This window comes from Psychrobacter sanguinis, from assembly GCF_020736705.1.
GTDB classification, from domain to species: domain Bacteria; phylum Pseudomonadota; class Gammaproteobacteria; order Pseudomonadales; family Moraxellaceae; genus Psychrobacter; species Psychrobacter sanguinis.
Window position 1 is genome coordinate 2,500,217 of record NZ_CP085990.1, and the last position, 13,319, is coordinate 2,513,535.

At 38.7% G+C, this 13,319-nt stretch carries 12 protein-coding genes and 1 tRNA gene; 7 read left to right on the forward strand and 6 right to left on the reverse strand.

What is annotated here, in order from left to right; translation table 11 throughout:
• Positions 1 to 25: 25 nt before the first annotated feature.
• The 4 genes from LK453_RS10640 to LK453_RS10655 all read right to left on the reverse strand — a co-directional run bounded on the left by LK453_RS10640 (position 26) and on the right by LK453_RS10655 (position 5,128).
• Positions 26 to 877, reverse strand: coding sequence for an SDR family oxidoreductase (locus LK453_RS10640; RefSeq protein ID WP_201537953.1), 852 nt, complete (start codon positions 875 to 877; stop codon positions 26 to 28).
• A 106-nt stretch (positions 878 to 983) separates the two neighbouring features.
• Positions 984 to 1,964 (reverse strand): TauD/TfdA family dioxygenase, encoded by a 981-nt coding sequence (locus LK453_RS10645; RefSeq protein WP_201537955.1) that lies wholly within the window; start codon positions 1,962 to 1,964, stop codon positions 984 to 986.
• 71 nt (positions 1,965 to 2,035) lie between these two features.
• A complete protein-coding gene (locus tag LK453_RS10650; protein WP_201541943.1) occupies positions 2,036 to 3,985 on the reverse strand; it encodes an AMP-binding protein in 1,950 nt (649 codons plus the stop codon).
• A gap of 75 nt (positions 3,986 to 4,060) precedes the next feature.
• Positions 4,061 to 5,128, reverse strand: coding sequence for a thermostable hemolysin (locus tag LK453_RS10655; RefSeq protein WP_201538613.1), 1,068 nt, complete (start codon positions 5,126 to 5,128; stop codon positions 4,061 to 4,063).
• A gap of 473 nt (positions 5,129 to 5,601) precedes the next feature.
• Between LK453_RS10655 and LK453_RS10660 the strand changes: the two genes are divergently transcribed.
• The 6 genes from LK453_RS10660 to LK453_RS10685 all read left to right on the forward strand — a co-directional run bounded on the left by LK453_RS10660 (position 5,602) and on the right by LK453_RS10685 (position 10,722).
• Entirely contained in the window at positions 5,602 to 6,459 is an 858-nt protein-coding gene (locus tag LK453_RS10660) for a hypothetical protein (RefSeq protein WP_201541934.1), read from the forward strand.
• A gap of 265 nt (positions 6,460 to 6,724) precedes the next feature.
• On the forward strand, positions 6,725 to 7,285 hold the full coding sequence (locus LK453_RS10665) for an NADPH-dependent FMN reductase (RefSeq protein WP_201538501.1): 561 nt from the start codon (positions 6,725 to 6,727) through the stop codon (positions 7,283 to 7,285).
• 240 nt (positions 7,286 to 7,525) lie between these two features.
• Positions 7,526 to 7,921, forward strand: a complete 396-nt coding sequence (locus LK453_RS10670; RefSeq protein WP_227945206.1) for a DNA/RNA non-specific endonuclease — start codon at positions 7,526 to 7,528, stop codon at positions 7,919 to 7,921.
• Between the two features lie 12 nt (positions 7,922 to 7,933).
• Positions 7,934 to 8,323, forward strand: coding sequence for a hypothetical protein (locus tag LK453_RS10675; RefSeq protein ID WP_201538499.1), 390 nt, complete (start codon positions 7,934 to 7,936; stop codon positions 8,321 to 8,323).
• A gap of 422 nt (positions 8,324 to 8,745) precedes the next feature.
• On the forward strand, positions 8,746 to 9,447 hold the full coding sequence (locus LK453_RS10680; protein WP_227953986.1) for an IS1 family transposase: 702 nt from the start codon (positions 8,746 to 8,748) through the stop codon (positions 9,445 to 9,447).
• A 39-nt stretch (positions 9,448 to 9,486) separates the two neighbouring features.
• Entirely contained in the window at positions 9,487 to 10,722 is a 1,236-nt protein-coding gene (locus LK453_RS10685) for a TerD family protein (protein ID WP_201541953.1), read from the forward strand.
• 180 nt (positions 10,723 to 10,902) lie between these two features.
• Here the strand turns inward: LK453_RS10685 and LK453_RS10690 are convergent.
• Together LK453_RS10690 and LK453_RS10695 are read right to left on the reverse strand one after the other, a co-directional pair.
• Positions 10,903 to 10,979, reverse strand: a tRNA-Ile gene (locus LK453_RS10690).
• A gap of 81 nt (positions 10,980 to 11,060) precedes the next feature.
• Positions 11,061 to 12,296: a tRNA cytidylyltransferase gene (locus LK453_RS10695; protein ID WP_201538495.1), complete on the reverse strand. Its 1,236-nt coding sequence runs from the start codon at positions 12,294 to 12,296 to the stop codon at positions 11,061 to 11,063.
• Positions 12,297 to 12,571: 275 nt separating this feature from the next.
• On the opposite strand from LK453_RS10695, the gene LK453_RS10700 reads away from it, so the two are divergent.
• Positions 12,572 to 13,222, forward strand: a complete 651-nt coding sequence (locus LK453_RS10700; protein WP_201541954.1) for a BLUF domain-containing protein — start codon at positions 12,572 to 12,574, stop codon at positions 13,220 to 13,222.
• Positions 13,223 to 13,319 lie beyond the last annotated feature (97 nt).

Sequence of the window (13,319 nt, forward strand, 5' to 3'; positions counted from 1 at the left end):
CCTTATTGGATTAATAGAATAATGCTTATTTTTTTGCATAGCGTTTAATAGTGGGTAAATCTTTGACAATAGCACTACCGACGAAGCTCGGAAATGCCCGGTTAAGCCAAGCGAAAAACCGCTCTGGAAAGCCTATATGTTGGCTGGCTTGTTGTCCTTTGATAAATTTAATCAACGCAGCAGCTACGATATCAGGCGAATCCATACCCACCTTTAGCTCTTGATTCATCGACATGACAGCGTTGCTATTCATCGTAGTCTTAGTGGCTCGAGGTGCAAAATAGCGAAACCGAACATTGGTATCGGCATATTCTCGGCTCAATGCCTCAGTCGCGCCGCGTAAAGCAAACTTACTGGCACTATAAGCACTATATCCTGGATAACCAATACTGCCGAAAGTTGAGCCGATAGTGATAATTTGGCTCGGCTGACCTTGTGTTATTAGCACCGGTAATAGTCTTTTTATCAGTTGTAGCGGATAAGAGACGTTGACCAACATCATTTGCTCGAGCAACTGATCGCTTTGGTCAGTTAACAGTGCAAAGTCGTTAATCCCAGCATTGAGAATGACAGTGTCGATAGTATTTGAGCCACTAGTGAATTGAGTTAAAGCATTGACTAAGTCATCTTGCGAGGCGGGCAGGCTTAAATCGCATACATAAGACTCAATCGCTAGCTTGGGATAGTCTTGGCTCAGTTTGTATCGTAAGTCGGCTAATGTTTGAGTGTTGCGACCTACTAAAATGACAGGACTGTTATTGAGGCATAATTGTTTGGCTATTTCTTGGCCGATACCGCCCGTCGCACCAATAAGAACAGTATAGGATAAAGAGGGAATGGTCGCCTCAGCGTGTGATTGAGTGTCAGAGGTTGTCATTTTAAGTAGACCTTATGGCTGTTTTTATGTTGTTTTTATCAGGGCAACAACGTAATGGTGTAACGGGTTAACTATGGGTTAGTTTCTCAAATCTAAACTCTAGGCCTTAAGCCCTAAGCCCTAAACCCATTGCAATATAAAGCTTACGCTCATTTAAAGGCACCAGGATTTCACGACGACCATGCATGATTCGTTTGTTATCGATAACCAACACATCGCCATCTTGCCAAGTCACATCTTGCGTATAGGCCTCACAAAGCTGGGTTAATCGCTCAATCATGTCAGCAGTTACTGGCTCGCCATTTGCTAAGGTAAACTCTGGTTTTTCATAGTTAAAAGAAGGCCCTAGTAAGGTATTGGCAAAAGCAGGCAGCCCACTTAAATTATCTGAACGAATGGCGGGCACTTGTAACACGTAACGTACACCGCCATCGCTCTGAGGTTCAACAGCATGAGTCAATAAGTCACTCTTTGTCTTATCGATAAAGGATTTTAAGTCATCAAGGCTAAAATTATTACTTCCTTCGGTTTGCCCCATCGCTGTGGCCATATAAGTCTGCCAAATTGCTTTGGGAAGATAACGGCTGATACGGATAGGCTGGGAGAATAGTTGTTTTAGGTCTGCCGGTAGTGCTTCATATACCGCATGGCCATCACATACTGTGGTTTGTGAGCCTTTACTGGCACTAAGCTCACTAAAAAAAGCAATGACATCAGGCGGCATCGGGGTATTGCCATTTTCTATATGTAGACCGACCGGATGCGTGCCAGCATCCACTTTCTGTGCTTCTTTGTTTATATTTTCGCGAGCAGGATCATAGGTCAATGTTTGGCATAAGTCGTTCATTAAGCTACTAAAGCTATCTACGTTGTAACCCTCATCTCGTAATAGTAACCAGCCTTGGGTCTGTAGAGCCGTTAGTATATCCGCTCTATGTTGCAAGCCGTTTTCTATGCTGTCTGTCAAAATAGGGTTTTCGTGAGCAGTATCGATAGCTGACTGTGGTTGTAATTGTGACTGCGACTCTGATTCAGACTGTGACTCAGATTTTGGAGATGAAGCAGTTTGTGAAGACAGGGTGTTCATAAGGTTTCCTTATTGATAATGGCAATAATAAATAATGAAAATGATCATTTTAATCAGTAGGTAAAGTAGGGCTAAACACTTAGCCCTAATGCAGGACCATAAGCGCTGAGAATATGCATTCTTCGCAGTTTCCCGTTATCAGTCAGTAGCTCATTTTCAGTGCTAAACGGGGTGTCTACTATTTGCCAATGTTTGATACGTGCGTAATCAGGTAAGGTGTTATTAGTGCGTTCTATGGCTTCAGCAACGGCTTTATGAATCTCGTTATTATCATTGCTGTTGCTATTACTCATGTTGGCACTGCTACTGCCATCACCACTCAGCACGTTCTGACAGTTCTGATTTACCACAATTACTGCAGATAAGGCTGGCTCGCCATCACCTAAGACCGCTGCTTGATAGATAACGGGCTGAGTTAACAGCTGGGCTTCTACCCATTCTGGTGAAATATTGCGACCAAAGCTGCTAATCAGCACATTTTTAAGTCGTCCGGTAATGTATAAATAGCCATCATCATCTATATGGCCAATGTCTCCGGTGGCAATCAATGGCTGACTTTGCTTAGAGGTAGTCAATGACTCAAGTGGCTCATCGTCTTGATTGAGATAACCGTGCATCGCATTACCCGCCACCATGACTTCACCACTTGGGGCAATACTGACCGAAGCGTGAGGCATCGGTTTACCCACACTACCGAATCGATGAGCTTTCGGTGTATTGAGACTAACCACTGAGCCACATTCTGAGAGTCCATAACCTTCATATACTGGCAAGCCTAAAGACGCTGCTTCTTGTAATAATTTGGGAGATACTTTGCCGCCACCTACTGCCATAAATCGTAGCGTTGGCATGGTGCATGAGCGTAAGGAGACTAGATCAGAGTCGTCTTTGTTTGTTTCTTGTGCCTTTAGATACTCTTGTTTATGCTCTTTTTCATAACCGCATTGAGTGACTGGTTGAGTAGTTTGCTGGATTATCATAGTCTCACAAATGGCTTTAAGCATTTGTGGCAGTAAAATAACACTGGCTATTTTATGAGTCTGTACTGCCTGTATTAATCTGTCGGCATCAAAGGCTTGATTAGACAATAATCCAAATTTACTCACATCGCCTATGACTAAAGTGCGACCCATATAAAAGCTGACATACATACCTGCGACATTTTCTAGTAGGGTAGTAAAAGGTAATACGCTTAAATGACCGGCTTTAAAATCGAAGGTCATGTCTGTACGTGATGAGGTATAGCGTGAAGTGTGATTAGAAGTGTGGTTAGGAGAGTCAGCTAATAATGTATCGCTTAAAGCGTCCGATAGTGACACCACAATTTTCATTAAGGTATCTTCACCTAAGCACACGCCTTTGGGCATACCGGTACTGCCTGAGGTATAGGTCACCTTACAAAAAGGCGATGTTTCTGAACTGCTGTGACTGGCCGTTTGTTGCAATGAGTTGGCTTTATTCGTCGATAAGTTATTAGTCGATAATTTATTAGGAAATAAACGGCTATCAACGTGGTAAAACTCACCAGTAATCAACGGCATTTGTTCAAAGGTAATGGTGTTTATATTCGCCATATCCAATTTGCTGATATAGCCGGAAGTACTTGTCTTGAGTTTATTTTCAGCACTTGTCTCAATAGGAGTCTCAGTAAGCTCAGACAGAGTAAGACCGGACCCAACATAGACGGTATGGATTTGAGCATCTTTAATTAAATGATTAATTTGCGATGCACTAAAGAATAGTGGAATAGGTATAACAACTGCCCCGACATGACTCAAAGCCAAGTCTAATAAGACCCAATCTATGTCATTGTGGGCATATATCGCCACGCGGGTACCTTGCCAATTACTCAGTTGATGCTGCAATTTATCCAAGAAACTCTTTAAGGTGGCATAAGATAAATGGGTTAGGTCATCAGAATTTTGCTGACTATTTGGTTGATTATGAGGGATGGCGCTAATGGCAATTCGATTGGGAGTTTGGCGGGCGTGCTGACAAATAGCATGGTAAATAGGGGTCATGATTGGCTCACATGTTAAGAAGAGGGGTCAACAGTTACGCATATACCTCATTTTTATATTTATAAGGACGTGTACTTAGCAACAGGCAGGCCGTTTATCTACAGGCGGTTGGGTAGTAGAGGACTGGGTAACTAATAGGCCATTTTGCGTATCAATGGTATGCGCATTCGTTGTTTGCATGTCAGTCGGTTGCATACCCGCTGTCTGTATATCATTGAATGGCTTATTAGCCGTGGGCGTACAAACAGACGCTTGTTGATAATTTTCAGTAGGTTCAAGACAGATGTCTGCACTGACCCCAGTCTCAACGTGAGTATGTTCAGTGTATCGATAATAAGGCGAACACACCGCTTTGGATTTAGCCACATCGATGGCCAGTACCAATGGGTTATTATCGTAGTAACTGCCCCAAACGGATTGTTGTTCAGGGTCTTGTAACGCATCGACCGTAGCTCTTGCAACGACATGACTTTCAATACCCATGCTAGACAATATATGTTGGACTACATTGGTTCCGGTACATACCGCCCAATCGACTTTGGTAGCGGCCGCATTAGGCGGACAAGCACTGTCATCAGCCAATCTGGTTATTGGAGATGACAAATGAAATACTAAAAAAGCCACCATTAAACGGGCATTACCCGCACATTGAGAGGCCAGATTGCCAATCTCGCAAATGCGTTCACGGGGCACATGCTGACCTGCAATTTTAGCGATCTCAATTTCTATAGGAGAATTAAGATACTGCTCTAAAAATATCGGCTGTTGGGTAACCGGCGTCAATCCAATCGCCACACTGGGTATAAAAACATTATTGTGGGCAGCAGCAATTGTAGAGGTGGGCTGACTAAATCCTGAAAACAATATAGGCATGAAGTAGCTAAGTTTTGCTTGATGACTGACTTCATATATCTGTTGGATAAAGTTTTGTGCCATGTGATGCTGAGAGCACACATCGTGAGCCATAAAAGGAGACGAGGACGCTGTCGTCGCATAAACCGACAACTCAGACACGACGGTTTTCCCGTTTCTTACTGGTGTTGGATTAAGTGTCTCAATATGAAAAGTGGTATTTGGATTTTGTGATAGCGCTTGTTGTAACAGGGGGTTTTGATGACCAACTGAAGCGTTAATTATTGACATGGATTGCTCCCAATCGGTTATAAATTAAAATGCCATAATCGGCATGGGAGCATAGTAAGGGTTTAACCTTAACTGAACCTTAAGAAAGCTTAAGGGCAACGATTTATTCTTTTATAACAATCGTTTGGTTAAGATGACGATCAACTCTGAGTCAGGTGTTGGACGGTTATTAAACTTAACATCAAGCTGAATAGGCAGACTAAAAAACAAGTAGGTTGGAAGTTGTTATTGAATATTTTTCATAAAAATAAGGTAGCTTGTAGAGGGTAAGCATATAAGGCAGCGAATAAGTAAGAGGTTGCATCATAGTATGACGGTAAACCTTGTCGTCAGTTATAGATATAATATATTTATAACAGAAATTAACTCTGGTGATAACATTAGTCCACCTGTCTATACTCGGTAACTGTCATAGCATTAAGTGAGTCCCAATCAAATTTCTAAAACTATTAAAGCTAAACAGGGAAAGTAAAATGAATACCCATATTTTAAATGAGTTTGATGAGATTTATTATGACTTAGATAAGGTAAGTATTGATGATGTTTACATTAAAAATAGAGATGAAACAAGAATTGAGTTTAATGCGATTAACTTTAAGAATGCCAAGCCTGAAGGAATAAGCTTTCATGAGTATTTCTTTAAGCCTTTTAAAGACACTCAACCTGAAACTTATATAGTGTTATCTCAGGTTAAAGAAAAGTTCTTTTATGCTATCGAAAGAACAGACATGCCAGAGATAATGTCAGACATCACTGCGTTTGGTATTAATATAAACGGTATTATTATATATCTACGGTATACCCCATACATTTCAGATGACGCTGAGCAAAACGAATTCAATTTTCCTAACGAGATTGTTGAATCATGGCTATGGCGTAGTGCAGGTTGGTATATTTCTGATGGAGTAAATTATGGATCACTAGCCCCAAGTGCTTTACCGTCAAGTAACAATCCTCCTCTTGGTTCAATTTGTCCAGACATTGAAGGAAAGAGTAAAAAAGCTCGTGAAAAAGTCGCATTTTTAGAAGGAAAGTTTCAACAGCCATTTTTAGTAGATTATGAAGATGACGACAGTTATGACACCCATTTTCAGCTACGGGCTTTAATTGATACAAGATTTAATCTTTTAGAGCAACCAAAAAACTTCCAGCTATTCTCAATTGTTAATCACGCTAAAAAAGACATGTTCATTATTGAAGATGAAGATGTTTATAGCATCAAAAAACTCATAAACCCTGCCGAAGCGATTGACAAATATGCCGCTCATTTATTGTCTAGACAGGAAGGGTTCTTTGATTTTAGAGAGTATGGCGAGGCGTTTAATTTTTGATTAACCTTCTTAAATATACGACATTAGCTAAAAAAATTTAACACTTAAAAACCAACTCTAAGCAGACTAAAAATTGCTAACAGTTAGAGGTAACATGAGCATTATATGGCTTAAACTTTGAAAAATACTTTTTAACATTCACAACACAAATTTTCGTCTTATCCTAACTTTATTTTATTAAAACTAATGATATCATATCTATATTGAAGTTGCAGTTCATAAAAATAGAATTAATAAAATAGCTTAATATAGGAGAAGATACATCATGAGTACTTTTAAACCTTTAAAAATAGCTCTTATCATTGGTAGCCTTCGCAAAGATTCTGTCAATCGTAAATTTGCTGAATACATGGTTTCGCAAATGCCTGATCATGTATCGGTAGTAGAGTGCCGAATAGACGACTTACCCCATTATAATGAAGACATTGACACTGACACGCCACCTGAAAGTTACTCTCGCATTAGAGAGCAAGTAAAAGATGCAAATGCGTTATTAATTGTTAGTCCAGAATACAACCGTACTATCCCAGGTGGTGTTAAAAATGCTATTGATGTGCTATCACGACCTTTTAAGAACAGTGTATTAACCGGTAGAAAAACAGCATTTGTCACTGCTTCACCTAGTTCATATGGCGGTAGAAGTTGTGGCTTTGACTTACGTAAAACCATGCTGCCTTTTGAAGCGCCAGTATTATTGGCACCGGAAATCTATCTAAGTAATGCTTATGATGCACTAGATGATGAAGGTAATTTTACAAACGAACGTACTCAGAAGTATTTGAAAAAGTTTGTTGATGCATTGGTTGAATTTGCAGAGGGTAAGTAGGGGTGAGCTTGAAAGCTAAGTAGCTTGAGTAAATGGCTCATTCTAAACCTCTCCAAAACCCATAAAAAAGACCTGTCGTATTATTACGGCAGGTCTTTTTAGATATCTGGTGCTGACCTTATTAGTATGGTTAGTAAAGGTGAAGATGTTAAGCTTGTTATAAACCTTCCTACTGGATCAAAGGGCAAAGGGGATAGGTTCATAAATAAACCAATTTTTTAACTAATTAAACAATATAAAATCTCAAACGGGCATAAATACATCACAAACAGTAAAGGTCGAATCAATAAGTTTAAAGTTGAGCTGTCTCTTAATAAAATAGATAGGAATACCAATCGACAAAGAAATGCAGGCAAAGCTGAGAATGCAACAGGTGATGATAGCGGTCATTTAATTGCTAGTAAATTAGGTGTTGCAGGTTATAGATTAAATATGGTTCCGCAAGCGAGCACATTGAATAGAGGCAATTGGAAAAGAATGGAAAATGAAGTAAGGAATGAGTTCAAAGCAGGTAAGTCTGTATCAATAAAGATTGATTTGGATTATGCTAACTCCAGCTCAAGCAGACCAAGTAAATTCATCGTTAATATTAAAGTAGATGGAAAAGCAAAATCACCATATATTTTTGAACAGTAAAGGAGTCTTTGAATGAGTATATCTAATGAAAATGAGGCATACCATATCTTAGTAAAAGCACTTTTAAAGCATGTTGGTAATGACACTTGGGACAGATTAGTCTTAAATACTGAAATTTTCAATAAAATGTCACGGTCTGAAAAAATCATCTATTCTAGTAAAAAAGTTATTAAAGAATATAGGGAATTACCAAGTGAGATTTTAATATCAGAGCATAATGCTGCAATCTATCTCCGAGATCATTTAATAAATCTTACAGGCGATAGAATATGGGGCTTGACCTTTACTCTATATCCTGATGGAAAGTTCGAAATTGACTATGATTATGACAAACCTGAAGATTATGAAGAGACAGATGAAGTATTTACTGGCAAAGAGATTAATCAGACTTTCTTAAAGTGATAAGTTGAATTTGCAATGTTGCCATCACTCTAAGGCTACATTACTTGGTAGTTGGGATACCAGACATAAACTTACTAAATGGTCATGATAAAAGTAGCAAGCAGCGTAAGGTCGAAGAGTTAATAGAAAGCGGTGCTGATATTAGAATCATTAAAGAACATGAGTTTTTAAAGCTGATTAATATTCGATGATAAATCTAGATATTTTATAGTCTTGATAAGTTATTAATCATTTCCATAATGAGTTAGCTTTTAAATACTTATATCATATTTGAAACTGCAAGAGTGAAGAAAAGTAACGGTAATGCGATAAAGTACTAATTACATAAACATTATAAAAATCGAATATTTACATGGAAATTTGGTGGTGGTTCAAAAAGTAGGCTGAAAAAAAACAGGCTGAGAAATTGATAAAATAGTGAAATGCAAATCACACTATACATCAAATGCCCAGCCTGTCTAAGTGACAGTATAAAGAAAAATGGCTTCAAAAGCTATGGTAAACAAAACTATAAATGCAAAGACTGCAAACGGCAGTTTATTGGCGACCATGCCTTAACGTACCAAGGCTGTCACTCCCAAAAAGATAGCAAAATACGCCATCTTATGGTTCGAGGCAGTGGCATAAAAGACATCGCTTGCGTTGAGAGAATCAGCAAAGGCAAAGTACTGGCCACCCTAAAAAAGTGTCACTACCAAATAACCCCCAAGCAAAGGCAATACGACTGTCTTGAAGTCGATGAGCTTTGGACATTCGTAGGCAAGAAGACCAACAAACAATGGCTAATTTATGCCTATCACCGTGACACAGGTGAAATTGTTGCCTATGTGTGGGGAAAACGAGACCTTAACACTGTCAAAAAGCTTAAAGCTAAACTGCAAGCCTTAGGCGTAAGTTGTGCTAGAATCGCTAGTGATACCTGGGATAGCTTTGTTACCGGTTTTAAGGGCTTTACCCAAGTCATTGGCAAGTTTTTCACGGTCGGTATTGAAGGTAATAATTGCACTATCAGACATCGAGTAAGGCGAGCATTTAGGCGAAGTTGTAACTTTTCTAAAAAGCTGGAAAATCACTTTAAAGCCTTTGATTTAGCTTTCTTTTACATCAATCATGGATATGTCTAATGTCAGCCTACTTTTTGAACCACCACCGGAAATTTTATTATGCAATTTATACGTGGGCAAAAAGCAAAGCTAAGTGATGTTTTAACCACTCAAAAAGCATTTAGCTTACAGGTTGATTTAAACAGCCCACTAACGATTGATGTCTCAGTGTTTGGTTTAGATACTGAAAATCATTTGAGCGATGAAGCCTATATGATTTTTTATAATCAACCTGTTAGCCCTTGTGGTTCTATAAGCCTTAAACATAGTACAAACCAACAATCATTGTTTTCAATAGATCTGGCTACGTTGGATAGCAAAATCGAACATCTGATGGTGACATTAGCAATTGATGGTAGCGGTACAATGTCGCAGATAGACCAAAGCAAAATTAGCTTAATCAATATGGAGAGTCAAGTTGTAGCAAGCTTTGCTTTTGATGGCAGTATGTTTGATCAAGAACGTGCGATTATGTTGTTTGAATGCTATAAAAAATCAGGTATCTGGCGATTTAGCGCAATAGCACAAGGATTCAGTGGTGGGTTAGCCAGCTTGATTGAATATTATGGCGGGGAAGTTGAAGAACCTGTAAGTCTACCTGATACTAGCTTATCGCAACATACTAATACAGGTACACAGCTTGATAGTCAGTCTAAAGTGTCGTTAAACAAAATTGTTTTAGATAAACCGGATAGACCTCATAGAGTAAATCTTACCAAAAAGCAGTCTTCTTTAATAGTTGAAGCAATTTGGATTGATAATGGCGATAATCGCAGTGACAATGATGATTTAGATTTACGAGTTGGTTTATTGGTTGAAGGCGAAAGTGTTATGCACTATATTCATGCACCCAACCAGACGGGAGCTTTGAATAAGTTTCCCTATATTCAACACATGGGAGACGTTAAGGAGGCGAGTAAAAATGAGCCCGGAGTTGAGCGTGTAGAAATTAACTGTGACATTGCTAAGTTAATTGGCCGTAGAGTTGGTATTGTTTTTTCGGTCTATTCGGCTATTAGTAATGGTGTTGTTTCGATTGCCTCGCTTCAACCGAAAATGCGAATGACATATGCTGATCAATTAGTTGAATGCGTTTTTAATTCTAGTATTTCTCCCAAAGCTAAAAGTAACTTTATTTATACTTATGTGATAGGGACTGCAATCATTGATGAGCAAGGCATTGTTATTGAGCATTCGGGACAGACATCGAAACGTATGAGCGAAGCAACACCACGACTAAAATGGAAAAATGGAGGTCTTGTCGTTACTGTAGATGGCGAATCTATGTTTAAATAAACACTTAATTCATTATTGTGAATTTATTTAAACTTAGAATTTTTGATTATGTGATTTATATACCAATTAATATTCTATATGACCAATTTTTGTCGCAAATGTTTGTAATCCAAATAAAACAGCCATAAAAAAGGCTTACCGAATATAACGGTAAGCCTTGAATGCTTGTAATAAGAAATCTGGTGGGCCCAGTAGGACTTGAACCTACGACCAAAGGATTATGAGTCCTCTGCTCTAACCAACTGAGCTATGGGCCCTAATAACAAGCTGTTTAATCAGCTTTATTAGACGCATTATATTACCTGAAAATTATAAATTTGCAAGCATAAGACGCTAATTTATGGCAGTTTTTTTAAATTTTCAATGCTATCTATTCTAGCTTGATGGATTGCCTCACCGATGGCACTGCCTTTTAAACTCTCATCTACATCCTTAATAGTGATGCTTTTAAAGGCCTGAATATAGCGATCAAACTCAAGCTGTTGATAAGCCAGCTCTAATATCTTATGAACTTGGAATAGCTCATTTATCTCGGTATCACTCTTGTCTGCCTTAGTAACGCCAATGAGTCGGGCAATATCAGCTGCGGAAAGCCGCGTATAATTAGTCAAGTAGGGGTAGCAAGTAATATAGGCTTGTGCATACTGTGTTATCTTATTAGGCACTTTTAATAGCTGGCCTAGCGCTTTCGATTCTGCGGTCCAAAGCTGCAGCGCCTTGGTATCCGTTTTATCTATAGTCTGATCTTTCAAACCCAGACTATTAGATAGTTGAGAGGTACAGTCAGCAGCGAAACCAAACATCAAAATTGCCCAGCGCTGAGCCAAGTTTAAGTTCTGTTGTCCTGCTAATTGCAGAGCTTTAAATACCAAGCTTTTGATAAAAGGATTTTGTAAAGCTTGAGCCAAATTAGGCATGATATGGGGTAGGGAACCTACTTCAATCAAGCAGTCGACATAAGCTTGAGGCGAGCACTGTAATAAGGCTCGGCTCGTTTCTTGCCATACTCTCTCCGCCGTTAAATGCTTTAACTCACCACTATCATTAATGGTATGAATGAGATTCACTGTCTCTGGAGCGATAATAAAGTTTTGTGCTGCACTAGGGTCATAGAAGCGGCCATAAAATCGGGCGATTCTTAATACCCGAAGGGGGTCTTCGCTAAAGGCTTCAGAGACATGGCGTAAGACTTTATCTTTGATGTCTTGTTGACCGTTATAGGGATCAATCACAGTCCCTGAAGTAGGGGTGTCATCCATTAGCCCTTTGACTTCTATTGCCATAGCATTGATTGTCAAATCACGACGCAATAAGTCTTCCTCTATAGTTACTTCAGGAGAGGCATATACCTCAAAGCCTTTATAACCTTTTCCTGACTTACGTTCAGTACGAGCCAAGGCGTACTCTTCTTTGGTCTTAGGATGTAAGAATACTGGGAAGTCTTCACCCACTTGTATAAAGCCCGCTTGTACCATTTGTTCAGGCGTGGCACCTACCACCACGAAGTCTTTATCTGTGTAAGCCCGATTAAGTAGCTTATCGCGAACAGCGCCACCGACAATATATACCTGCATAATATTCCTTAATCTGTTCTTTCTAATAATGATATTTACTTATAAATTTAAAATAAGCTATGTTATATAGCCCGAGTATCTCAATGACCGGTTTGGTCAATAAATTCTTAAATATAAAACGCTAAAATTGATTATAATGCCAAGCTTTTGAGTGATTTAACTACATTAGTATGGTTTTTAACAAAGTTATTTGTTTTAGTTTTATTTAACCCAATTACTATCGCCAAGCTAGAAATCACAAATTTTATCAGTGAGTCATAGCGGAGTTTTATTGAATGATTATTTCAAGTTATAACCACTTAAAAAAAGCCTTAAATGATTTTGAGGATGACTCCTTAATTAGATTGGTCTATGTCAGCAATATTAGCAAAAAAAGTAAGTTAGATCCTTCGCTGTTCGAACATATCCGCAGTCATGCTGAAGACTATAACCGAAAAAATAACATTAAAGGTATGCTTTGTAATAACCAGACCTATTTCTTACAGTGTCTAGAAGGGACTAAGGAAAAATTATTGCCTCTTATGGATAATATTTTTAAGGACGACAGACATAGTAAACTTAAAGTAACGCTGCTTAAGCCTATTGATCACTACAGCTTTGACGATTGGCGCATGCGTAGCCTCAACTTAGACGATAGGCTTTGGCTTAAAAATTCTCTTCAGGCCAACTCTCCTGAATTGCGAAAGTTTATACCTTTTAGGCCTCTGGAATGGTCTGAGTGGTTTATGGAATATTTCCTAGAGACCATGCAGAAGTTTGATAATATTAATCAAGGCTATGATGACCAGACTGGTAGCTATAATGTGGTACAAGACTCCAATGTTCAAATAGCCAGCCTGTTTGACTCAACCCTATTACATCGATTCTTATTAGCTATGGTGGTCATTTTACTGCTTATTATTCTACGGACTAATTCAGTCATCTAATTAAGCTTTTATAGCTAAAAGATCTATACCAAAATTAAAAGCTATCAACCATTAATAACCTTCAATAATTAAACACTGTCCCATATAAAAAGCCAGC

Bases quoted from the DNA above. Each gene is read 5' to 3' on its own strand.
- LK453_RS10645 (WP_201537955.1), bottom strand. From the start codon at position 1,964: ATGAACACCCTGTCTTCACAAACTGCTTCATCTCCAAAATCTGAGTCA.
- LK453_RS10700 (WP_201541954.1), top strand. From the start codon at position 12,572: ATGATTATTTCAAGTTATAACCACTTAAAAAAAGCCTTAAATGATTTT.
- LK453_RS10695 (WP_201538495.1), bottom strand. From the start codon at position 12,296: ATGCAGGTATATATTGTCGGTGGCGCTGTTCGCGATAAGCTACTTAAT.
- LK453_RS10655 (WP_201538613.1), bottom strand. From the start codon at position 5,128: ATGTCAATAATTAACGCTTCAGTTGGTCATCAAAACCCCCTGTTACAA.
- LK453_RS10640 (WP_201537953.1), bottom strand. From the start codon at position 877: ATGACAACCTCTGACACTCAATCACACGCTGAGGCGACCATTCCCTCT.
- LK453_RS10685 (WP_201541953.1), top strand. From the start codon at position 9,487: ATGCAATTTATACGTGGGCAAAAAGCAAAGCTAAGTGATGTTTTAACC.
- LK453_RS10675 (WP_201538499.1), top strand. From the start codon at position 7,934: ATGAGTATATCTAATGAAAATGAGGCATACCATATCTTAGTAAAAGCA.
- LK453_RS10650 (WP_201541943.1), bottom strand. From the start codon at position 3,985: ATGACCCCTATTTACCATGCTATTTGTCAGCACGCCCGCCAAACTCCC.
- LK453_RS10680 (WP_227953986.1), top strand. From the start codon at position 8,746: ATGCAAATCACACTATACATCAAATGCCCAGCCTGTCTAAGTGACAGT.
- LK453_RS10665 (WP_201538501.1), top strand. From the start codon at position 6,725: ATGAGTACTTTTAAACCTTTAAAAATAGCTCTTATCATTGGTAGCCTT.
- LK453_RS10660 (WP_201541934.1), top strand. From the start codon at position 5,602: ATGAATACCCATATTTTAAATGAGTTTGATGAGATTTATTATGACTTA.